General features: G+C 65.3%; 19 protein-coding genes and 1 riboswitch. Of the genes, 11 read left to right on the top strand and 8 right to left on the bottom strand.

The window, feature by feature from the left end; genetic code table 11:
* Nucleotides 1-251 precede the first annotated feature (251 nt).
* From RBR52_RS12760 to RBR52_RS12750, 3 genes are all read left to right on the top strand, one after another.
* Nucleotides 252-479 (top strand): SWIB/MDM2 domain-containing protein, encoded by a 228-nt coding sequence (locus RBR52_RS12760; protein WP_320377657.1) that lies wholly within the window; start codon nt 252-254, stop codon nt 477-479.
* Between the two features lie 466 nt (nt 480-945).
* Nucleotides 946-1422 (top strand): phospholipase D family protein, encoded by a 477-nt coding sequence (locus RBR52_RS15460; protein WP_413818328.1) that lies wholly within the window; start codon nt 946-948, stop codon nt 1420-1422.
* A gap of 113 nt (nt 1423-1535) precedes the next feature.
* Nucleotides 1536-2051, top strand: a complete 516-nt coding sequence (locus RBR52_RS12750) for a TlpA disulfide reductase family protein (RefSeq protein ID WP_320377655.1) — start codon at nt 1536-1538, stop codon at nt 2049-2051.
* Between the two features lie 3 nt (nt 2052-2054).
* On the opposite strand, the gene RBR52_RS12745 is transcribed toward RBR52_RS12750, so the two are convergent.
* The gene (locus RBR52_RS12745; protein ID WP_320377654.1) at nt 2055-2966 is read right to left on the bottom strand and encodes a LysR family transcriptional regulator; all 912 of its coding nucleotides are present in this window, start codon (nt 2964-2966) and stop codon (nt 2055-2057) included.
* Nucleotides 2967-3168: 202 nt separating this feature from the next.
* Here RBR52_RS12745 and aceB point away from each other — a divergent pair, with 202 nt between their 5' ends.
* From aceB to RBR52_RS12725, 4 genes are all read left to right on the top strand, one after another.
* A complete protein-coding gene (aceB, locus tag RBR52_RS12740) occupies nt 3169-4755 on the top strand; it encodes a malate synthase A (RefSeq protein WP_320377653.1) in 1587 nt (528 codons plus the stop codon).
* 274 nt (nt 4756-5029) lie between these two features.
* Nucleotides 5030-5764: an SDR family oxidoreductase gene (locus RBR52_RS12735; protein ID WP_320377652.1), complete on the top strand. Its 735-nt coding sequence runs from the start codon at nt 5030-5032 to the stop codon at nt 5762-5764.
* Entirely contained in the window at nt 5761-6453 is a 693-nt protein-coding gene (locus RBR52_RS12730) for a cupin domain-containing protein (protein ID WP_320377651.1), read from the top strand. Before RBR52_RS12735 ends, RBR52_RS12730 begins: the two co-directional genes overlap by 4 nt.
* Nucleotides 6454-6491: 38 nt before the next feature.
* On the top strand, nt 6492-6986 hold the full coding sequence (locus RBR52_RS12725; protein ID WP_320377650.1) for a transcriptional repressor: 495 nt from the start codon (nt 6492-6494) through the stop codon (nt 6984-6986).
* Here the strand turns inward: RBR52_RS12725 and RBR52_RS12720 are convergent.
* Genes RBR52_RS12720 through lipB form a run of 3 tightly spaced genes read right to left on the bottom strand, consistent with a single transcriptional unit; the run spans nt 6970 to nt 9170 of the window.
* A complete protein-coding gene (locus RBR52_RS12720) occupies nt 6970-7455 on the bottom strand; it encodes a DUF3429 domain-containing protein (RefSeq protein ID WP_320377649.1) in 486 nt (161 codons plus the stop codon). The genes RBR52_RS12725 and RBR52_RS12720 overlap by 17 nt on opposite strands.
* A gap of 49 nt (nt 7456-7504) precedes the next feature.
* Nucleotides 7505-8470, bottom strand: coding sequence for a lipoyl synthase (gene lipA / locus RBR52_RS12715; protein WP_320377648.1), 966 nt, complete (start codon nt 8468-8470; stop codon nt 7505-7507).
* A 28-nt stretch (nt 8471-8498) separates the two neighbouring features.
* Nucleotides 8499-9170: a lipoyl(octanoyl) transferase LipB gene (lipB, locus tag RBR52_RS12710; protein ID WP_320377647.1), complete on the bottom strand. Its 672-nt coding sequence runs from the start codon at nt 9168-9170 to the stop codon at nt 8499-8501.
* A gap of 169 nt (nt 9171-9339) precedes the next feature.
* Here lipB and RBR52_RS12705 point away from each other — a divergent pair, with 169 nt between their 5' ends.
* Nucleotides 9340-9504: a hypothetical protein gene (locus RBR52_RS12705; RefSeq protein WP_320377646.1), complete on the top strand. Its 165-nt coding sequence runs from the start codon at nt 9340-9342 to the stop codon at nt 9502-9504.
* 3 nt (nt 9505-9507) lie between these two features.
* On the opposite strand, the gene RBR52_RS12700 is transcribed toward RBR52_RS12705, so the two are convergent.
* Nucleotides 9508-10107 (bottom strand): cyclic nucleotide-binding domain-containing protein, encoded by a 600-nt coding sequence (locus RBR52_RS12700; protein ID WP_320377645.1) that lies wholly within the window; start codon nt 10105-10107, stop codon nt 9508-9510.
* Between the two features lie 72 nt (nt 10108-10179).
* A riboswitch (S-adenosyl-L-homocysteine riboswitch) is annotated at nt 10180-10256 on the top strand.
* A gap of 44 nt (nt 10257-10300) precedes the next feature.
* Here RBR52_RS12700 and metH point away from each other — a divergent pair.
* On the top strand, nt 10301-13027 hold the full coding sequence (metH, locus tag RBR52_RS12695; protein WP_320377644.1) for a methionine synthase: 2727 nt from the start codon (nt 10301-10303) through the stop codon (nt 13025-13027).
* A gap of 55 nt (nt 13028-13082) precedes the next feature.
* Here metH and RBR52_RS12690 read toward each other — a convergent pair whose 3' ends face one another.
* The 3 genes from RBR52_RS12690 to RBR52_RS12680 all read right to left on the bottom strand — a co-directional run bounded on the left by RBR52_RS12690 (nt 13083) and on the right by RBR52_RS12680 (nt 18993).
* Nucleotides 13083-16223, bottom strand: a complete 3141-nt coding sequence (locus RBR52_RS12690) for an efflux RND transporter permease subunit (protein ID WP_320377643.1) — start codon at nt 16221-16223, stop codon at nt 13083-13085.
* Between the two features lie 15 nt (nt 16224-16238).
* A complete protein-coding gene (locus tag RBR52_RS12685; protein WP_320377642.1) occupies nt 16239-17423 on the bottom strand; it encodes an efflux RND transporter periplasmic adaptor subunit in 1185 nt (394 codons plus the stop codon).
* A gap of 67 nt (nt 17424-17490) precedes the next feature.
* Nucleotides 17491-18993, bottom strand: a complete 1503-nt coding sequence (locus RBR52_RS12680) for an efflux transporter outer membrane subunit (protein ID WP_320377641.1) — start codon at nt 18991-18993, stop codon at nt 17491-17493.
* A 189-nt stretch (nt 18994-19182) separates the two neighbouring features.
* Here RBR52_RS12680 and RBR52_RS12675 point away from each other — a divergent pair, with 189 nt between their 5' ends.
* Both RBR52_RS12675 and RBR52_RS12670 read left to right on the top strand, forming a co-directional pair.
* The gene (locus RBR52_RS12675; protein ID WP_320377640.1) at nt 19183-20100 is read left to right on the top strand and encodes a helix-turn-helix transcriptional regulator; all 918 of its coding nucleotides are present in this window, start codon (nt 19183-19185) and stop codon (nt 20098-20100) included.
* 115 nt (nt 20101-20215) lie between these two features.
* A complete protein-coding gene (locus RBR52_RS12670; RefSeq protein WP_320377639.1) occupies nt 20216-21493 on the top strand; it encodes an O-acetylhomoserine aminocarboxypropyltransferase/cysteine synthase family protein in 1278 nt (425 codons plus the stop codon).
* The last annotated feature ends 33 nt before the right edge of the window (nt 21494-21526 follow it).

Raw genomic sequence — 21526 nt, 5'->3', positions numbered from 1 at the left:
GGCGCCGCACCGCCCTTTTGCAGCCCGCGATCCTCAAGTCCGACAGGCTCCTAGGAATCGGCTCGACGCGTTCGTGACAACCCTCATGACAACAGTGAATCTGCAAGGCGCGCAGCGGCCCCTAATGGCCCGCTGACGCGCCAGTGGAAACAAGCTCAACTTCTCGGAGTGCACTCGATATGGCCACTGCAAAACCCGCGGCAAAAAAAGCGACCGCCGCCAAAACCACCCGTCAACCCAGCGCGGCGTTCATGAAACCGCTCGCCCCTTCAGTGCATCTGGCCGCCGTCGTCGGCGCCGACCCGATGCCGCGCACTGAAGTCGTGAAAAAACTGTGGGAATACATCAAGGCGAACGGGCTGCAAGATGCCGCGAACAAGCGCATGATCAACGCCGACATCAAACTCAAGCCGATTTTTGGCAAGGATCAAGTCAGCATGTTCGAGATGACCAAACTGGTCAGCGCGCATTTGAAGTAAGGTAAGGCCTGATCGGTAAGGCCTGATCGCGCTGCGGGTTGCAAGGCCCGCGGCACATGGCGCAGACCCGGCAGCCGCCGGGTCTTTTTTCGTCCCCGACTTTTGGCTTGATCTCGCCATGAATCTGCCCAACGCCCTGCGCTGGCGCGCAATGCTTGGCCTCGTGCTCGCCGGCCTGGCCTGCGCGCTGCCGGTGCAGGCACGCACGCCTCAAACTCTTGCCCTGCCAGCGCAGACCACCTCCCCCGCCGCAGAGCCGCCTCAAGGCGGGCATCTCCCCCTCCCAACCTCCCCCACGCCGTGGGGGAGGAGCGATCACTCCCTCCCCACTTGTGGGGAGGGCCGGGGTGGGGATGGCCCCCTCGGGGGGCAGCGAGCGCAAGCGAGCGTGGGGGTCAACTCCCCCGCCGCAGAGCCGCCTCAAGGCGGGGGAAGCCCCCTCGGGGGGCAGCGAGCGCAAGCGAGCGTGGGGGTCCACATCTCCAGCGCTTTCTCCCCTTCGGACGGCGCGCTGACGCTGGTGCTGCAAACCATCTCCCGGGCGCAGAGCAGCATCCACGTGGCCGCTTATCTGTTCACCTCGTCCGATGTGGCCCGGGCGCTGGTGCAGGCCAGAAAGCGCGGCGTGCAGGTACAGGTGCTGGTGGACTGGAAAGCCAATTTCGACGAGGACGCCCGCTACGCGCGGCACGCGCTGGGCATTCTGCGCAATGCCGGCATCGCGGTGCGCCAGATCGACGTCTATCCCATCTTTCACGACAAATACATGGTGATCGACCGGCGCACGGTGCAGACCGGCAGCTTCAACTACACCTACTCCGCCGCGCATCGCAATGCCGAAAATGTGCTGGTGGTGTGGAACGCCCCCGAGCTGGCCGCGCGCTATCTGGCCGACTGGCAGCGCAACTGGGCGCTCGGCCAGCCGATCAAACTGCCGTATTGAATACCCGCAATGCCCGGGATTGCCACGATGCGCGCGGGGTTGCATGCGGCCACGTCTGTGCGGCCTAAAATTTGTTTTCTGCATTCGCACCGAATTCCTTTTTAGGCTCCCCCATGAAGTCCCTGTCCAAATCGCTCATCGCCGTCATCGTGCTGGCCGTTCTGGCTGTCGGCGGCTATCTCGGCTGGTCGGCGCTGAATCAGCAACCCGAGGCGCCCAATGCGAGCTTCAGCCTGCTCGACGGCAAGACGGTCGATCTGTCGGCGTATCGCGGCAAGGTGCTGCTGGTGAATTTCTGGGCGACGAGCTGCACCACTTGCGTGGGAGAAATGCCCGAACTGGTCAAAACCTATGACCTGCTCCACCCCAAGGGTTTCGACCTCGTCGCAGTGGCCATGAGCTATGACAACCCCAATTTTGTGCACAACTTCGTGCAGCAGCGCCAACTCCCGTTCACCGTGGCCTTCGATGCCAGCGGGCAGACCGCCAAGGCGTTCAGGGATGTGCGCCTGACGCCGACGAGCTTTCTCATCGACAAGTCGGGCCGCATCGTCAAGCAGTATGTCGGCCCGCCCAACTTCGCCGAACTGCATCAGCTCATCGACGACTTGCTGGCGCGGCAGGCCTGAATTTCACTTTGCCCCCGACGCCCGCTGCGGCTGGGCGAAGTGGTGTTTCAAATAGTCCAGCCACAGGCGCAGCCGCAAGGGCTGGTGCTTGCGCTGGGTGAACACCGCAAAAATGCCGTTGGGCGGCGCAGCGTAGTCTTCGAGGATGGCCACGAGCTTGCCCTCCTCCAGACTGGCACCCACCTCCCACAGCGAACGCCAGGCGATGCCCCGGCCTTCGAGACACCATTGGTGCAGCACGGCGCCATCGGTGCAGTCCATCCGGCCCGACACCCGCACATGCATGATCTGCCCATCGTCCTGAAACATCCAGCCGCGCGGCTGGCTGCTCACGGATGAATACGCCAGACAGGCGTGACGGGTGAGGTCGGCCGGTGTGACTGGGGCGCCGTGGCGCTGCAGATAGCTCGGTGCAGCCACGCACACGCGCCGGTTGTCGGCCAACCGCAGGCTGACCAGCGAGGAGTCGGCCAGATCGCCCACGCGCACCGCGCAGTCGTAGCCCTCGTTGACCAGATCGACCAGGCGGTCGGTGAGGTCGAGCGACAGCGTGACTTCGGGGTGCAGGTCGAGAAAACCGGGGATCAGCGGCGCGATGTGGCGGCGGCCGAATCCCGCCGGGGCGGTGATGCGCAGATGGCCGCTGGCCTTGACTCCGCCCGCGCTCACGCTGGCTTCGGCGTTCTGCAGATCGGCGAGCAGACGCTGGCAGTCTTCGAGAAAGGCGCTGCCTTCATCGGTCAGGCTGATGCGCCGGGTGGTGCGCAGCAGCAGCTTGACGCCCAGCCGGGCTTCCAGGGCATCGATGCGGCGACCGATGATGGCTGGCGCCACGCCTTCGGCATGCGCTGCCGCGGTCAGACTGCCCTTGGTCGCCACCGCGACAAAGGTCTCCAACTGTTTGAGTTTGTCCATATCCGCGCTCAATTACCGCCGTGGAAGTCATCAATGTAGCAACTTTCAGAGATGGAAATCGCGGGCTGCCCAGTTGGATTTGTGTCGCAGCGCAGCATAAACTCTATGGATCCCAAAAAGATGGGCGTCTGCCAGCCGCTGCGCAATCCGCTGCGGGATGGCTGACGCAATCCACCCACATCAAACTCACGGAGATCGCCAGATGACAACCGCTTCCGCCCCTCAGGGCGTCACGCTGAACGCCCCGCTGCAACCGGGCTTCGACCGCATCCTCACCCCAGACGCGCTGGCTTTCGTCGCCCAGTTGCACCGCGCTTTCGAGCCGCGCCGTCAGGCCCTGCTGGCCGCACGCAAGGCCCGCACCGCCCGCCTGGACGCCGGGGAAAAACCCGACTTCCTCGCACAGACCCAGGCCGTGCGCGAGGGCGACTGGACCATCGCCCCCCTGCCCAAGGCCCTGCAGCGCCGCCGCGTGGAAATCACCGGCCCGGTGGACCGCAAGATGATCATCAACGCCTTGAACTCCGGCGCCGACAGCTATATGGCCGACTTCGAGGACGCCAACACGCCGAACTGGGACAACCAGATCGAAGGCCAGATCAACCTGTTCGATGCCATCCGCCGCACCATCCGCCTGGAGCAGAACGGCAAGACCTATCGATTGAACGACACCATCGCCACGCTGCAGGTGCGCCCGCGCGGCTGGCACCTCGACGAAAAACACATGCTGGTGGACGGCCAGCGCGTGAGCGGCAGTCTGTTCGACTTCGGCCTTTTTTTGTTCCACAACGCCCACGAGCTGGTCGCCCGCGGCGCCGGCCCTTACTTTTACCTGCCCAAGATGGAGGGCCATCTGGAAGCGCGGCTGTGGAACGAGGTGTTCGTGCTGGCGCAGCAGGAACTCGGCCTGCCGCAGGGCACAATCCGCGCCACGGTGCTGATCGAGACCATCCTCGCCGCGTTCGAGATGGACGAAATCCTGTTTGAACTGCGCGAGCACAGCGCGGGGCTGAACGCCGGCCGCTGGGATTACATCTTCAGCGCGATCAAGAAGTTCAAGGTGGACCGCAACTTCTGTCTGGCCGACCGCGCGCAGATCACCATGACGGTGCCCTTCATGCGCGCCTACGCCCTGTTGCTGCTCAAGACCTGCCACAAGCGCGGGGCGCCCGCCATCGGCGGCATGAGCGCGCTCATCCCAATCAAGAACGATCCCGAGAAAAACGCCAAGGCGATGGAAGGCATCCGCATGGACAAGCGCCGCGATGCCACCGACGGCTACGACGGCGGCTGGGTCGCGCACCCGGGGCTGGTGCAAGTGGCGATGGAGGAATTCGTCGCCGTGCTCGGCGATGCGCCCAACCAGATCGGCAAGACCCGCGACGATGTGCAGGTGACGGCCAGCGACCTGCTGGACTTCCGCCCCGAATCGCCCATCACCGAGGCCGGGCTGCGCAACAACATCAACGTCGGCATCCACTACCTCGGCGCCTGGTTGTCGGGCAGCGGCGCGGTGCCCATCCACAACCTGATGGAAGACGCGGCCACCGCCGAAATCTCGCGCAGCCAGGTGTGGCAGTGGATTCACAGCCCCAAGGGCGTGCTCGACGACGGCCGCAAGGTCAGCGCGGAGATGGTGCGTGCGCTCATTCCCGAGGAACTGGCCCGCGTGAAAGCCACTGGCGCTGCAGGCCGGTTTGACCAGGCCGCGCAGATTTTCGAGCGCATGGCCACCGGCGCGGAATTCACCGAGTTTCTTACCCTGCCGCTGTACGAAGCGCTGAGCTGAGCAAGCGTTGCCCCACCAACAGCCGCCGCAGGGCGGCTGTTTTCATTTTGGCTCAAATTGAGCCCGGAATATTGCGGACACGGTGCAGATGAACCCCCTCGGCCATTGACGTTTGCCGAGGATTCGCAGGCGAGCATACCTAATATGAGGATACTTTTCTGCTCACCCATCCGCATGCCCGCACGGCGCTCGTGTGGATTTGGCGCTTGCCTGCCCCATGCTGAACTACGGGCCTAGGATTCGGTTTTCAACAACTCAACGAAAAGAGACCTCCATGCACATCCGTTCGCTGAAAGATCAGGTCGCCGTCATCACCGGCGCATCCAGCGGCATCGGTGCCGCCGCCGCTCGCGCGCTGGTGAATGAGGGCATGTCCGTCGTTCTCGCGGCCCGCTCTGCGGACAAGCTTCATGCCCTGTCCGAAGAACTGGGCAAGCGCGCTCTCGTGGTCGCCACCGACGTGGGCGACGAAGCCCAGGTGCAGCAATTGTTCGAAACGGTCAAAACCCGGTTCGGCGGCCTGGACTTGTTGTTCAACAATGCGGGCGTGGGTTATCACGGTGCATTCGAGCACGGCCGCACCGACGAATGGAAGGCCACCATCGATGCCAACCTCTGGGGCGTGCTGTATTGCACAAGGGCGGCGATACCGCTGCTGCGCGGTCGACCCGGCGCGATGATCAACACGGTTTCCAGCGTGGGCGGGCGGCGCGGCATCGAAGGCTGGGCGGTATACAACGCCACCAAGTTTGCCGTGGTGGGTCTGCACGACGCGCTGCGCAAGGAACTGGGGCCGCAAGGCATCCGGGTATCGCTGATCGAGCCCGGAGCGGTTTACACCGACTGGGGTCACAATGTTCCGCCCGAACAGATGAAGGCGCGGCGCGATGCCATCGAAGCGCTGCACGCGGAGGACATCGCCCAGGCGCTGCTCTACGCCTTTGCCCAGCCGCCGCATGTCAACCCGCAGGAACTGCTGATTCTGCCCACCAAACAGATCTCGCCATGAATGCCGTGCTCGACCCCCCAACCGCTTTGCCGCTGAGAGTCGACTTCTCCCGCGCCGAAGTGGTGGATACCGCCGCCCTGCCCTGGGTGGACTCGCCCGCAGTCGGCGTGCAGCGCAAACTGATCGAACGTGATGGCGGCGAAGCCGGACGGGCCACCTCGCTGGTGCGCTACGCGCCGGGTTCGCGCTTTGCCGCGCACACCCACCCGCTGGGCGAGGAAATTCTGGTGCTGGGGGGCACGTTTGCCGACGAACAGGGCGTCTATCCGGCGGGCACTTATCTGAAAAACCCTCCCGGTTCACGCCACGCCCCGTTCACCGAAGAGGGATGCCTCTTGCTGGTGAAGCTGTGCCATATGCAGCCTGACGACATCCAGCGCGTGGTGATCGACACGCATCAGGCGCCCTGGCTGCCGGGTCTGGTGCAAGGCTTGAGCGTCAAGCCTTTGTCCGACTTTGCGGGCGAGCATGCCGCGCTGGTGCAATGGGCGCCCGGCACCGTGTTCACTCCGCACCGGCATTGGGGCGGGGAAGAGATTTATGTGCTCGAAGGCGTATTCGAGGATGAGCACGGCCGGTACCCGGCTGGAACCTGGATGCGCAGCCCGCACCTGAGCCAGCATGCCCCATTCAGCCGGGAAGGCTGCACCATTTTCGTCAAAGTGGGGCATCTGCCGGAACCGGGCTGATCCCGTTCGTCCGCATGGTTTGGTGCATACTTGCGTGCATGACTGCGCCCGGCCACCCCGATCAGCATACCCTGTCGCACGCCGAAGCCCTGTGCGCCGCGCGCGGCGTGCGTCTCACGCCGCTGCGCCGTCGGGTGCTGGAGCTGGTGCAGTCGCGCACCGAAGCGGTCAAGGCCTATGACCTGCTCGCGCTGTTGTCCACCGAGGATCACGCCGCCAGGCCGCCCACGGTGTATCGCGCGCTCGATTTTCTGCTGGAGCAGGGGCTGATCCACCGTGTCGACAGCCTCAACGCCTTTGTCGGCTGCAAGCGCCCCGACACCCCGCATGCCGCACACTTTCTGCTGTGCGAGCGCTGTGGCCGGGTGCAAGAACTGCAAAGCGAGGCGGTGGACGCCGCGATCGTCCAAGCCGTGGCGGCAACGGGTTTTGTCGCCCGGCGCGCTCACCTGGAAGTGCAGGGTCTGTGCGCGGCCTGCGCCGCATCGGTGCAGGCCGACCGATCGGCGACCTGCCTCAGCCCGCGGGGTTGAGGGTATAGAGCCGCACCAGCGTCAGTCCTAGGCCGAGCAGCGCACCCAACGTGAGCCACAGGCGCAGCGGCAGGAACCACGACGGCCAGGGAAGCTGCTTACGCAGCATCACATCGGCGGCATAGGCGATGGCCAGACCAATGAACAGCCCGGTCATGCTGTACGCCACGCTCAATCCCCAGGTCATGCGCCAGGCCCACAGCGGCAGCACCACACCCCAGCCCAGCAGAAGCCAGGGGCGCTGCACCTGCGCCTCGGGCAGCGCCAGCGCCGCGCCCCAGTAGAGCGCGCCGAGAAAGGCCAGAATCGCCGCGGCGTATTGCGCCTGAATCGCTACAATTGGGAGTAGCGAGGTCACCGGCGCGATCCAGGCGGCGAAGCCCAGCGCGATGAACGGAATGAGCCCGGCCAGGCCAAGCGCGTAGGCGGGTGCTTTCATCAGGCGATCTCCCTTGGTGTCACGATGCATGGGCGGATTGTCGCCCAGGCGCGGGCGGACGCGGCTGCGTCAACGCAAATCAAACCCCCGCTGCATGCGCCTGCTGATCGGCGTGATACGAGGAGCGCACCAGCGCGCCCACGGCGGCGTGGGTGAAGCCCATCGCCAGCGCCTCGCGCTCGAACATCGCGAAGGTGTCAGGGTGCACATAGCGCGCCACCGGCAGGTGGTGCCCGGTGGGGGCGAGGTACTGGCCGATGGTGAGCATGTCGATGCCGTGCGCGCGCATATCGCGCATCACGTCGAGAATTTCATCGTCGGTTTCGCCCAGGCCGACCATCAACCCGCTCTTGGTCGGAATGCCGGGATGGCGCGCCTTGAAATCGGCCAGCAGCTTGAGCGAATGGGCGTAGTCGGCGCCGGGTCGGGCCTGTTTGTACAGGCGCGGCACGGTTTCGAGGTTGTGATTCATCACGTCGGGCAGGCCAGCGGCGAACAGATCGAGCGCCTTGTCGAGCCGTCCGCGGAAATCGGGCACGAGCACCTCGATCTGCGTGGCGGGCGACAGCGCGCGCACGGTCTGGATGCAATCGACGAAGTGCTGCGCGCCGCCGTCGCGCAGGTCGTCACGGTCCACGCTGGTGATGACCACATAGCGCAGCCGCATCGCGGCGATGGCCCGCGCCAGATTGCCGGGCTCCTCCGGGTCGAGCGGGTCGGGGCGGCCGTGGCCGACGTCGCAGAAGGGGCAGCGGCGGGTGCATTTGTCGCCCATGATCATGAAGGTGGCCGTGCCCTTGCCGAAGCATTCGCCGATGTTGGGACAACTGGCCTCTTCGCATACGGTCACCAGCCTGTGCTCGCGCAGCAGGCCTTTGATGGCGTAGAACTGCGACGAGGGCGCTGCCGCCTTGACGCGGATCCAGTCGGGCTTGCGCAGCGGCGCGTCGCCCGCAGGCACGATCTTGATGGGAATGCGGGCGGTCTTGGCCTGCCCTTTCTGTTTGATCGTGGGGTCGGCAAGCGGCGGGGTGGGCGAGGTCATGGGTGAAAAGGCAAGATGCGAAAAACGCTCAAGGCTTCATGGTAGGCCCGCCGCCCTGCCGCTGCCAGAGCAGGCCGAATTCCTCGGCGAAGGCGGCTGCGACCTGTTCCACGCCGGCCTGCACGCCCTGACTGGCCATGTCGAGGGTGCGCAGCCCGGCATAGCCGCAGGGGTTGATCCAGCCAAACGGCTGCAGATCCATCGCCACGTTGATGGCCACGCCGTGATAGGTGCAGCCGTTGCGCACCTTGAGCCCGAGGGCCGAGATTTTCTCGCCCGTTGCGAGGTAGATGCCCGGCGCACCGGGACGGCGCAGGCCGTCGATCTCCCATCGCGCCAGGGTGCGGATCACCGCTTCCTCGATGCGTTGCACGGTTTCGCGCACCATCCAGTGGCGACGGCGAAGGTCGAGCAGCAGATAGACCACCGCCTGACCGGGGCCGTGATAGGTGATCTGCCCGCCGCGATCGGTCTGCACCACGGGCAACCCATGCGGGGCGAGCAGATGCTCGGGCTTGCCCGCCTGCCCCTGGGTGAACACGGGCGGATGCTCCACGCCCCAGAGTTGGTCCGGCGTCGCCGCGGTGCGCGCCTCGGTCAGCGCGCGCATGGCCTGCCAGATGGGCAGATAGTCCTGCCGGCCCAGCCACTGCCAGTCCAGCGTGGCGGCTGGACTCAGTTCTGATCCATCCGGGTTCATGTTCGAGCCCTATCGAGTTGTGGCATTCACCATCGAAGCTGCAGAGAAAACTTTTGGCGCAACCCGCCATCGCCGTCGATTTTCGTTTACCGGCGCGCTTTTACAGTCTCACACACCTTGGTCCCGCCAGACGCGACACAATGAATACCTGAGTTTCAGGACGCTTGCCGTGGCCGGATTTTTCGTCTCTCTCATCATCTACCCCTTCGCCGTCTATGGCCTGCGCCGGTTCTTCACCGAGCGGCTGGGGATGGAGAACAACATCGGATTTCTGGTGTTCCTGCTCGCCAGCGTGGTGAGCTGGCTGGCGGCGCAAGCCGTGGGGCGGCTTTGAACTTCAGTCCCGGTCCGTCGGATCGGCCAGTTGGCTGGGGGAAAAGCCCGACTTCGGCCCCAGCGCCTGTGCGCGGATGGCCGGGTGCATGGCGCTGACCAGACGCGACATCGAGGCGAGCTTGTTCGAGGTGTCGCGCAGATGCTCGGCCAGGCGGCTGGCGATGCCCAGCGCCAGCCGCGCCGCAGCTGCGGGATGCTCCGCAACCAATCGCTCCAGCGCATCGCGGCCGAGTTCGGCCAGCGCCACGTCGGAATAGGCCACGCAACTGGCACTGCGCGGCGCATTGAGCAGCACGCCCATCTCTCCGAACATCTGCCCGGCCTTGGCGATGGACACCACCAGACTGTCGCCCTGGTGCTGCGGCGCTTTTTCCACGCTGACTTCGCCGTAGAGCAGCATCAGGATGGTGCCATCGTGCGTGTCATCGTCCTGCCGGATGAAGCACGTGCCCGCCTGTATCCAGCGCACCTGCATCTGGTTGGCGATGAGGACCGCATCCTCCGCAGTGAGGCGATGGCCGGGCTGGCGCAGCAGCAATTGCGCGATGCGCGGTGCCCAGGTCGCATGGTCGGTTCGGCTGGAAGGGCGTCGGTCTGGCATGGTGAGGCGTTGGGTCACAAACGCATGGTAGGCCCGATGCGCCGCACACATTCAGATATTTACAATACTTTCCTCCAAGGAGCGTTGCAGCGCCTGCGCGCAGTGTGCGTCGGGTGTCAGGCTTGGGGTCTTAACGGCGCTCATCCCTTCTTCTCCCGCGCGGCGACGAAGGCTGACAACCCATCAAATCCCCATGCCGCCAAACCCGCCCACCCCCGCCCTGCCTCCATTGCAACTCTCCGGCCTGGAACCGCTGGCCATCGGCCCCGGCTCGCTGTTCGTCAATATCGGCGAGCGCACCAATGTGACCGGCTCCAAGGCCTTCGCCCGCATGATCCTCGCGGGCGAGTACGACAAGGCGCTGGCCGTCGCGCGGCAACAGGTCGAGAACGGCGCGCAGATCATCGACGTCAATATGGACGAGGCCATGCTCGACAGCAAGGCGGCGATGGTGCGCTTTCTCAATCTGCTGGCCAGCGAGCCCGACATCGCCCGCGTGCCGGTGATGATCGACAGCTCCAAGTGGAGCGTGATCGAGGCCGGGCTGCGCTGCGTGCAGGGCAAGGCCGTGGTGAACTCCATCTCCATGAAGGAGGGCGAGGCCGAGTTCATTCGCCAGGCGCGCCTGCTGCGCCGCTACGGCGCGGCCACCGTGGTCATGGCGTTCGACGAGCAGGGGCAGGCCGATACCTATCAGCGCAAGATCGACATCTGCGCGCGGGCCTATCGCATCCTGGTCGAGCAGGTCGGGTTTCCGCCCGAGGACATCATTTTCGATCCCAACATCTTCGCCATCGCCACCGGCATCGAGGAACACGACAACTACGCGGTCGATTTCATCGAGGCCACGCGCTGGATCAAGCAGAACCTGCCCGGCGCCAAAGTGTCGGGTGGCGTATCCAACGTGTCGTTCAGCTTCCGCGGCAACGAGCCGGTGCGCGCGGCCATCCACACCGTGTTCCTCTACCACGCCATTCGCGCCGGTATGGACATGGGCATCGTCAACGCCGGGCAGATCGGTGTGTACGACGACCTCGACCCCGCGCTGCGCGAGCGCGTCGAAGACGTGGTGCTCAACCGCCGCCCCGACGCCACCGAGCGCCTGCTCGAAGTGGCCGAAGCGGTGAAAGGCGCCGCCAAGGACGATACCGCGCGGCTGGCCTGGCGCGAACTGCCGTTGCGCCAGCGCCTCAGCCACGCGCTGGTGCACGGCATCACCGACTTCATCGTCGAAGACACCGAGGAGGTCTGGCAGGCGATCCGCGCGGAGGGCGGGCGGCCGCTGCACGTCATCGAAGGCCCGTTGATGGACGGCATGAACGTCGTCGGCGATCTGTTCGGCGCGGGCAAGATGTTCCTGCCGCAAGTGGTGAAAAGCGCGCGGGTGATGAAGCAGGCCGTCGCCCACCTGCTGCCCTATATCGAGGCCGAGAAAAAAGAGATGGAGGCCGCCGGCTGCGACGTGCGCGCCAAGGGCAAGATCGTCATCGCCACGGTGAAAGGTGACGTGCACGACATCGGCAAGAACATCGTCACCGTGGTGCTTCAGTGCAACAACTTCGAAGTGGTGAACATGGGCGTGATGGTGCCGGCCAAGGACATATTGGCCAAGGCGCGCGAGGAAGGCGCCGACCTCATCGGGCTGTCGGGCCTCATCACCCCGAGTCTGGAAGAAATGCAGCACGTGGCCGCGGAAATGCAGCGTGACGATTATTTTCGCAGCCGCAAATTGCCGCTGCTCATCGGCGGCGCCACGACCAGCCGGGTGCATACCGCCGTGAAAATCTCGCCCCACTACGACGGGCCGGTGGTCTATGTGCCCGACGCCTCGCGCAGCGTGGGTGTGGCGCAGAACCTGCTGTCCGAGCAGGCTGCGGCCTATATCGCCGAGATCGAGGCCGACTACGAGAAGGTGCGCGTCCTGCACGCGGGCAAGCGCGTCACGCCCCTGGTGCCGCTGGAAAAGGCGCGGGCGAACAAGGCCCGCATCGACTGGTCGGCCTACCAGCCGCCCGTGCCCAAGTTCATCGGCCGCCGGGTGTTCCGCAACTACGACCTGGGCGAAATCGCCGCCCGCATCGACTGGGCGCCGTTTTTCCGGACCTGGGATCTGGCGGGCAGGTTTCCCGATATTCTCACCGACGACATCGTGGGCGAATCGGCCCGCCGGGTGTACAGCGACGCGCAGCGCATGCTCAAGCGCTTGATCGAAGGCCGCTGGCTCACGGCGCATGCCGTCATCGGTCTGTGGCCGGCCAACAGCGTGAACGATGACGACATCGCGATCTACACCGACGAGAGCCGCAGCACCGAGCTGATGGTGTGGCATGGGCTGCGTCAGCAGACCGAGCGTCCGGTTGTCGATGGCGTGCCCCGCCCCAACCGCGCGCTGGCCGACTTCATCGCGCCCAAAGGCGTCGCCGCCGATTACATCGGCCTGTTCGCGGTCACCGCAGGTATCGGTGTCGAAGCGAAGGAAAAAGCCTTTCTCGCCGACCTCGACGACTATTCCGCCATCCTGCTCAAGTCGCTGGCAGACCGCCTGGCCGAGGCACTGGCAGAGCGCATGCACCAGCGCGTGCGCACCGAGTTCTGGGCGTATGCGCCTGAAGAATCCTTGAGCAATGCGGAATTGATCGCCGAGAAGTATCGCGGCATCCGCCCGGCGCCGGGCTATCCGGCCTGCCCCGAGCACTCGGTGAAAGCCGAGATGTTCGCCGCGCTGCAGGCGCAGGACATCGGCATGACGCTGACCGAAAGCTGGGCCATGCTGCCCGCGGCCAGCGTGAGCGGCTTTTACTTCGCCCACCCCGAGGCGCAATACTTCAACGTCGGCCCCGTCGGCCCGGACCAGAAGGCCGACTGGGAACGCAGAGCCGGTCGGCCGCTGGAAGCTGTCGCGGTGCAGGCAGTCGCCTGAGCCGCAATGCAATGGCCCGTGCCGTTCGGCCGGGCCTTGGCTGTCGATTGCGGGCTCAGCCCGGGTTGCCTGATTCCGCAGCCGCCGGTGGCGGCGGCAGATGGCCAGCGCGCTCCGCCGCCTCGGCCTCGCGCAGCGCCTGGGCGCGGGCTTCGTGGCTGTGATCGGCGCCCAGCAGCATATACATCGCGGGCACGACGAACAGGGTGAACAGCGTGCCGATGGCCAGGCCGGTGGCGATGACCAAGCCCATGTTGAAGCGGCTGACCGCGCCCGCGCCAGAGGCCAGGATCAGTGGCATGACGCCGAGCACCATGGCCGCAGTGGTCATCAGGATGGGCCGCAGCCGCATGCCCGCGGCGTGCTCGATGGCTTCACGCTTGCTCATCCCGGCGCGCTGCATATTGTTGGCGAACTCGACGATCAGGATGCCGTGCTTGGAAATCAGGCCGATGAGCGTGACCAGTCCGACCTCGGTGTAGATATTGAGGGTGGCGTGGCCGATGCCGAGGTTGATGAACAGCAGCGCCCCGGAGATCGCCATCGGCACCGACACCAGGATGATGACCGGATCGCGGAAGCTCTCGAACTGCGCGGCCAGCGCCAGGAAGATGATGATCAGGGCAAAGCCGAAGGTCAGCACCAGCCCACCGCTTTCCTGCTCGAACTGGCGCGACGGCCCGGCGAAGTCGTAGCTGTAACCCGTCGGCAGGGTGCGCTTGGCCAGCGCCACCAGATCGTTCAGCGCCTGGCCCTGCGCGATGGTGGGCAGGGACACGCCCTGGATCGTCGCGGAGTTGGCCTGTTGGAAGTGGTTGATGGTCTCGGGCTGCACGCTCGAGGTCAGGTGCACCACGGTGGACAGCGGCACCATCGCGCCACTGGCCGTGCGGATGTAGTAGTGCTTCAACTGATCTGCGTTGAGGCGGTACTTCTGCTCGACCTGCGGGATGACCTTGTAGGAGCGGCCGTGGAGCTCGAAAAAGTTGACGTAGCCGCCGCCGAGCATGGCCGACAGCGCCGAGCCAATGTCCTGCATGGTCAGGCCGAGCTGCGCGGCCATATCGCGGTCGATGTGAATGCGGGTCTGCGGCAGGTCGATGCGCAGGTCGGACTGCAGGAAAATGAACTTGCCGGTTTTCAGCGCGTCTTGAAGGAATTGCTGCGACACCGCGTAGAGCTTGTTCACCGGTTCGGTGGTGGTGATGACGAACTGGATCGGCAAGCCGCGCGAGCCCGGCAACGGCGGCGGCTGGAACACCGCGATCTGGCTGCCGGCGATGTGGTTGAGCTTTTGTTGCAGCACCGGCTGGAGATCGGTCGCAGTCTTCTTGCGCTCGTTCCACGGTTTGAGCACCATGCCGCCGATCACCTGGCTGGGAGTGTTGAGCTGGAACACATGGTCGGTTTCCGGGAAGGTCTTGAACACGTCGTAGACCTGCTTGGCATAGAGCGCGCGCTGGTCGAGCGTGGCCGTGGGGTTGTTGTAGGACAGGGAGACGAGCACACCCTGGTCTTCCTGCGGCGCCAGCTCCGACTTGGAGGTGGAGTAGAGGAAATAGATGGAACCCAGGATGATGACGGCCATCACCACGGTCACCGGCAGAAAGTTGAGCGAGCCGTGCAGGGTACGCTCGTAGCGCTTGTGCAGACGGTCGAAGCTGTGGTCGAGGAACAGCACCAGCCGGTCCTGCCAGCTATGGCTCTGCGGGTCGGGCGCCTTGAGCAACTTCGAGCACATCATCGGCGACAGCGTCAGCGCGATGATCGCCGAAATCACCACGGTACCCACCAGCGTGAAGGCGAACTCGGTGAACAGCGCGCCGGTGAGCCCGCCCATGAAGCCGATGGGCACATACACCGCCACGAGCACGATGGTCATGGCGATGATGGGGTTGGCCAGTTCGCGCGCGGCGCGCACCGCGGCGTCATGCCGCGGCATGCCTTCCTCGAGGTGGCGGCTGATGTTCTCGACCACGATGATGGCGTCGTCCACCACCAGTCCGATGGCCAGCACGATGGACAGCAGGGTGAGCAGGTTGATCGAGTAGCCCAGCGCCAGCATGATGGTGAAGGTGCCGACGATCGACAGCGGGATCGCCACCAGCGGAATGACGACCGAGCGCAGCGAACCGAGGAAAACGAACACCACGACGGTGACGATGAGCACCGCTTCGACCAGGGTCTTGATGACCTCGTCGATCGAGGAATTGACGAACTTGGTCGAGTCGTACACGATCTGCCCCTTCAATCCGGAGGGCAGTTGCTGCTGGATGTCGGGGAAGACCTTGCGCACCCGGGCGACGACGTCGAGCAGGTTGGCGCCAGGCGCCACCTGGATGCCGATGAACACCGACGACTTGCCGTCGAAGGCCACCGAGCTGTCGTAGTCGTCCGAACCGAGGGTGACGTTGGCCACCTGATCGAGCCGCACCACCTGGCCGCCCACCGTCTTGACCACCATGTTGCGGAAGCCCTCAAGCGACTTCAGATCGGTATTGGCCGACACATTGATCTGCACCATCTGGCCCTTGGTGCTGCCGCTGGCCGAGAGGTAGTTGTTGGCCGCAAGCGCCGAATACACGTCGGCGGCGGTGAGGCCGAAGGCGGCGAGCTTGTTCGGGTCGAGCCAGGCGCGCAGCGCGAAGTTCTTGGCCCCCAGGATCTCCGCCGTCTGCACGCCTTCGACGGCCTGCAGCCTGGGCTGCACCGCGCGGATCAGGTAGTCGGTGATCTGGTTCGGCTTGAGCACATCGCTGTAGAAGCCGATGTACATCGCGTCGATGGTCTGGCCGATGGACACGCTGAGCACCGGCGTCTGCGACTGCGGTGGCAACTGGTTGAGCACCGAATTGACCTTGGTGTTGATTTCGGTGAGCGCCTTGTCGGGGTCGTAGTTCAGCCGCAGGTTGGCGGTGATGGTGCTGACGCCCTGCACGCTGCTCGACGTCATGTAGTCGATGCCGTTGGCCTGCGCGATGGCGTTTTCCAGCGGCGTGGTGATGAAACTGGCCACCAGATTGGCGTCGGCGCCGGGGTACGAAGTGGTGATGGTCACGACCGCGTTCTGCGTGTAGGGGTACTGCAGCACCGGCAGCAGGCCCACCGAGCGCAGGCCCAGCACCAGGATCACCAGGCTGACCACAATGGCCAGCACCGGGCGATCAATGAAAATGTCTGTGAATTTCTTGTTCATCGCGCTCTGGCCGGTTCAGGAGTTGGGCACTTGCGGGTTGGGGTTGTCGGCCGGCTGCACGCTGTTGTTGATGAGCACCGGCGTGCCATTGCGCAGCTTGAGCTGGCCGGCGGTGACCACGGTCTCGCCCACCTTGAGCCCGCTGACGATGGCCACCTGATCTCCGCGCGTCAGGCCGGTGGTGATGAAGCGCTGCTCGGCCACCAGCCTGGGCTTGCCATCCGGCCCCTTGCCTTCATCCTTGACCAGAAAGACCGTGGCGCCATACGGGTTGTAGGCAACGGCCGCATTGGGCAGGGTGATGTAGTTGCGCGGCGCGCCGTCGGTCAGCCGCACCGTGGCGAACACGCCGGGCAACAGTTCGCCCTTGGGGTTGGGGATGCGGGCGCGCACCGTAAGGTTGCGCGTGGCCGTGTTCACCTGCGGCTCGATCGCAATGACCCTGGCCTCGAAGGTTTTGCCTGGCACCGCATTGGTGGTGACTTGCGCCGTCATGCCCACATGCACCAGATCGATCTGGCTCTGCGGCACAGTGAAGTCGATGTCCATCGGATCGAGCGCCTGCAGCGTCACCGCCTCCGTACCTGGCGCCAGGTACTGGCCGAGGTTGATTCTGCGTATGCCCAGCACGCCCGAAAACGGCGCGGTGATCTTCGCCTGCGCGATCACCGCCTTTTGCGCGTTGATCTGTTCACCCAGCGCCTTGAGCTGGGCCTGCAGGCTGGCGACGGTGGAGCGGTCGCTGTCGACCACGGCCTGACTGACGGCCTGCACCTTGATCTGCGCCTCATCGCGCCTGAGGTTGATCTGCGCCAGATCGAGCTGGGCCTGCAACTGCCCCACCTGCGCCTGCAGTTGCGCCAGTTGCGCCCGCTGCTGCGCGTCGTTGACCTGCGCCAGCATCTGCCCCTTGGTCACCTTTTCGCCGGAGCGGAAGTGAATGGCGGTGACCATCCCCCCGATCTGCGGGCTCAACGAGGTCTGCTGACTGGCGTGCAGATTGCCCAGCGCCTCCACCGTCGGCTGCCACGACGACTCCTGCGCCACGATGGTCGAAACCGTCTGCGGCGGGTTGGACATGCCCTTGATCGCCTTGGCGATCATGGTGCCCTTGAACTGCTGGAACCAGGCCACGCCCCCGATCAGGACGGCGGCGATGATGAGCATGATGATCATGCGCTTGGTGGTGCCTTGGGTCATCTGTGAACTCCGTGTGCTGGTTTTTGTAGGGTGCCTGATCGGGAAAACGGGGCGGCTTGTCGTCGGTTCACTGGCTGGCCGACGCCGCGGCGACGGGTGCGCTGTGGTCACCCAGCACCCCGCCGCCCATGGCCTGATAGAGCGCTGCGCTGTCGGCCAGACGCTGCGCCTGTGCCGAGATCAGGCCGATGCGGGTCTGCTGCGCCTGCTGCTGCGCGGTGAGCAACTGCAGATAGCTGGCTGCGCCGAGCAGGTATTGCTGCTCGACGAGCTTGAGCGACTCCTGCGCCGACGCATCGGCGGCGGCCTGGGCCTGCAGCGTCTGCGCGTCGTTGTCCAGCGCACGCAGGGCATCAGCAACATTGCGCAAGGCCTGCAATACGGTTTGCTGATAGTTGGCCCCCGCGGCCTGCAGGCTGGCTTCGGCGGCATTGGCGCCCGCCTTCAGCCCGGCGTTGAACAAGGGTTGCGCCAGACTGCCGGCCAAAGACCACACCGCCGACCCCGGCCCGAACAAGGCGCCCGTGGTCAGCGCCTGTGTGCCCAGACTGGCGCTGAGGTTGATCTGCGGATAGAGCTTGGAAATCGCCACGCCGTATTGCGCCGTTGCGGCGTGCAGCAGGGCCTGGCTGGCCTGGATGTCGGGCCGCTGCTGCACCAGGGCGGAAGGCACGACCATCGGCAGGGTTTGCGGCAGGGTGAAGTCGGCCAGTGTGAAGCGGGGAATGTCGGCCGCGCCCGGCGCCTGACCCAGCAGCACGGCCAGCAGGTGATCGGTCTGCTCCAGACTGTTGCGCAGCGGGGGCAGGCTGGCGCGCGTTTGCTCCACCTGCGTCTGCAGCGTCAGCACGTCGCTGCGCGCCGCCGCGCCCAGGGCAAAGCGCTTGCGGGCGATGTCGAGCTGGTCCTGCTGCGCTTTCAGAATGGCCTCGGTGGCGTCGATCTGCGCGCCGAGCTGCGCCTGGGTAAAGGCTGCCGTAACCACGTTGGCCGCAAGGGTCAGGCGGGCGCCGTCGAGCTGGTACTGCTGATAGCTGGCCTGCGCCGCGAGCGCTTCGAGCGCGCGGCGATTGCCGCCGAACAGGTCGAGGTTGTAGCCGACGGCGACGCTGGCGTTATACAGGTTATAGATATTGCTCGTGTTGCTGCTCTGGCCGAAACTGGAAGAATTGGTCTGGTTGCGGTTGGCGCCCAGATTGCCGTTGACCGTGGGATAGAGCGTGGAACCGGCCTGGGCCTGGTAGGTCTGCTGCGCCTGGCGCAAAGTGGCTTCGGCGGCAGCCAGAGTCGGGCTGCTGCGCAGCGCCGAGTCCACCAGCCCATCGAGACGGGACGAGCCATACACCCGCCACCAGTCGGGCGCGATGCGCTCGACCGTCCGCAAGCGCTGCGCACCCCCCATCGACCCGGGGGCCGAGGCGGTCTGCACGGGCAGCGCCTCGCGGGTGTACTGCTGCACCGCGGGCGCCTTGGGCGCATGGAAGTCGGGGCCGACCGTGGTGCAGCCGCCCAGCAGGGCAAAGCCGAGGGCAATCCAAACAGCGCGAGGGGTCGCGGGCAAATTCTGCATAGGGCGGGTCCGGAAAGACGGAAGGACAGCGGGGGAGAAAACCGAATGAACTGCACCACTCAAGCGTCCCTGGGCAGGGAGCAAGCGGCTCAAAATAGCGACTGATTCTAAGAGGCGCTTGCGATTTCTGCCGGGTGCGTTCCCCCCGACAGCATGAGGCGAACGCAACGCATGCTAGGGGAAAACGATATGGCCGGGTTGCTTTACTATGCCAATGAATATCGCAAACACGCCAATATGCCTCAATCCGCGCTAACGTCAACTGAATGTGAATGCAGCAAGGCCGAGCTGCTCGACCGCATCAACCATCTGGGCGGAGCCGAGCTGATCGCGGTGAATGTGCGCAATCCGCTGGCCATGGACCCGCAAACCCATTGCCACGCCCGCGGCACACTGTTTCTGCTCACCGAGGGGCTGGTCATCGTGGAGACCGCGCAGGGCCGCCAGCTTTCGCCCTCGCAAACCATAGGCTGGATGCCACCTGGCGTGGAACACGCCGTGCAGTCTTACGGGCCGACCGCGGGTTGCGGCGCCTTTCTCACGCCCCAATTCTGCGGCGACCTGCCGGCCGAGCCGACGAGCTATCCGGTGAACCCGCTGGTGGCGCTGATCCTGCAAAAGGCGTTGAGCTGGCCACACGGCACCCCGCTCGACCTCACCCGCATGCGTCTGCTGCTGGTCCTGCTCGACGAATTGCGCCAATCTCCCGCCCGCCCGCTGCAATTGCCCTGGCCGCAGGACGCCCGGCTGCTCGGCATCGCCCGCGCCCTGCTCGACGACATCGCCAGCGCGCGCACCCTGGAGCAGTGGGCGCGCTGGGCCGAAATCAGCCCGCGCACACTCAGCCGCAAGTTCATGCTGGAGACCGGCATGAGCTTTGCCCAATGGCGTCAGTGGGCGCGGCTGACCCAGGCGCTGGAATGGCTGGCCACCGGGCGAGCGGTCAAGGACGTGGCGCTGTCGCTGGGGTACGACAGCGTGAGCGCGTTCATCAAGACCTTCCGCCAGGCGCTGGGCGCCACGCCGTCGGCCTATTTCCAGGCCCAGCAGCGCGGGCAGCCGATGCCAGCCTCGTCCGCCGCCCAGCCCGCTGCCGCACTGGAATGAAACGCGCGTGCATGCATATCCTGCGTGCATATCCTTCCAACAAAGGATTCTTTGAAACCGTCGACAGAGATCGGTAGGCTTGACGCTTGTCAAACATCGCCAAAGGAGACCCCCCATGAAATTCGAAACGCTCGCCGTCCACGCGGGCTACAACCCCGATCCCGTGACCCGCTCGGTGGCGGTGCCCATTTACCAGACGGTGTCTTACGCCTTCGACGACACCCAGCACGGCGCCGACCTGTTCGACCTGAAGGTGGCGGGCAATATCTACACCCGCATGATGAACCCGACCAACGACGTGCTGGAAAAGCGCGTCGCCGCGCTCGAAGGCGGCGTGGCGGCGCTGACGCTGGCCTCGGGCATGGCGGCGATCACCGCGGCTATCCAGACGCTGGCCGAGGCGGGCGACAACATCGTCTCCAGCAGCCGTCTGTATGGCGGCACCTACAACCTGTTCGCCCACACCTTCCCGCGGCAGGGGCTGGAGGTGCGTTTCGCCGATCCGCGCGACCCGGAGAGCTTCGCCCGGCTGATCGACCACCGCACCCGCGCAGTGTTCTGCGAAACCATCGGCAATCCGCTGGGCAATGTGACCGATATCGGCGCGCTCGCGGCGGTGGCGCATGCCGCCGGCGTGCCGCTGATCGTCGACAACACCGTGCCCTCGCCCTATCTTTGCCGCCCGTTCGAGCACGGCGCGGACATCGTGGTGCACTCGCTCACCAAATACCTCGGCGGCCACGGCAACAGCGTGGGCGGCGCCATCGTCGATTCGGGCAAGTTCGATTGGGCGGCGCACGCCGAGCGCTTCAAGCTGCTGGTCGAGCCCGACGTGAGCTATCACGGCGTGAGCTACACGCAGCAGTTCGGCACGGCCGCGTTCATCGCCCGCGCCCGCGTGGTGCCGCTGCGCAATATGGGCGCGGCGCTGTCGCCGCTCAACGCCTTTCTCATTCTGCAGGGCATCGAAACCCTGCCGCTGCGCATGGACCGCATCTGCGCCAACACGCTGCACATCGCCACGCATCTGCAGAAACATCCGCGCGTGGCCTGGGTACGCTACGCCGGGCTGGTCGATCATCCCGATCATGATGTCGCCCAGCGGCTGATGCAAGGCCGCGCCTCGGGCATACTGAGCTTCGGCGTCAAGGGGGGCCGCGAGGCCGGAGCGCGCTTTCAGGACGCGCTCAAGCTGATCACCCGGCTGGTCAACATCGGCGACTGCAAGTCGCTTGCCTGCCATCCGGCCACGACCACGCACCGCCAGCTCAACCCGCTGGAACTGCAGGCCGCCGGGGTGAGCGAAGACATGGTGAGACTGTCCATCGGCATCGAAAATGTGCATGATCTGATCGGCGATCTCGACCAGGCGCTGCAAGCCAGCGGCGGCTGATACCCTGCGCTTCGGGCGGCTGTCGTCAAACTG

Origin of the sequence: Thiomonas sp. (genome assembly GCF_034007205.1) — a bacterium.
Taxonomy (GTDB): Bacteria; Pseudomonadota; Gammaproteobacteria; order Burkholderiales; family Burkholderiaceae_C; genus Thiomonas.
The sequence above is the reverse complement of the archived record's forward strand: the minus strand, read 5'-3'. Positions and strand labels throughout refer to the sequence as shown.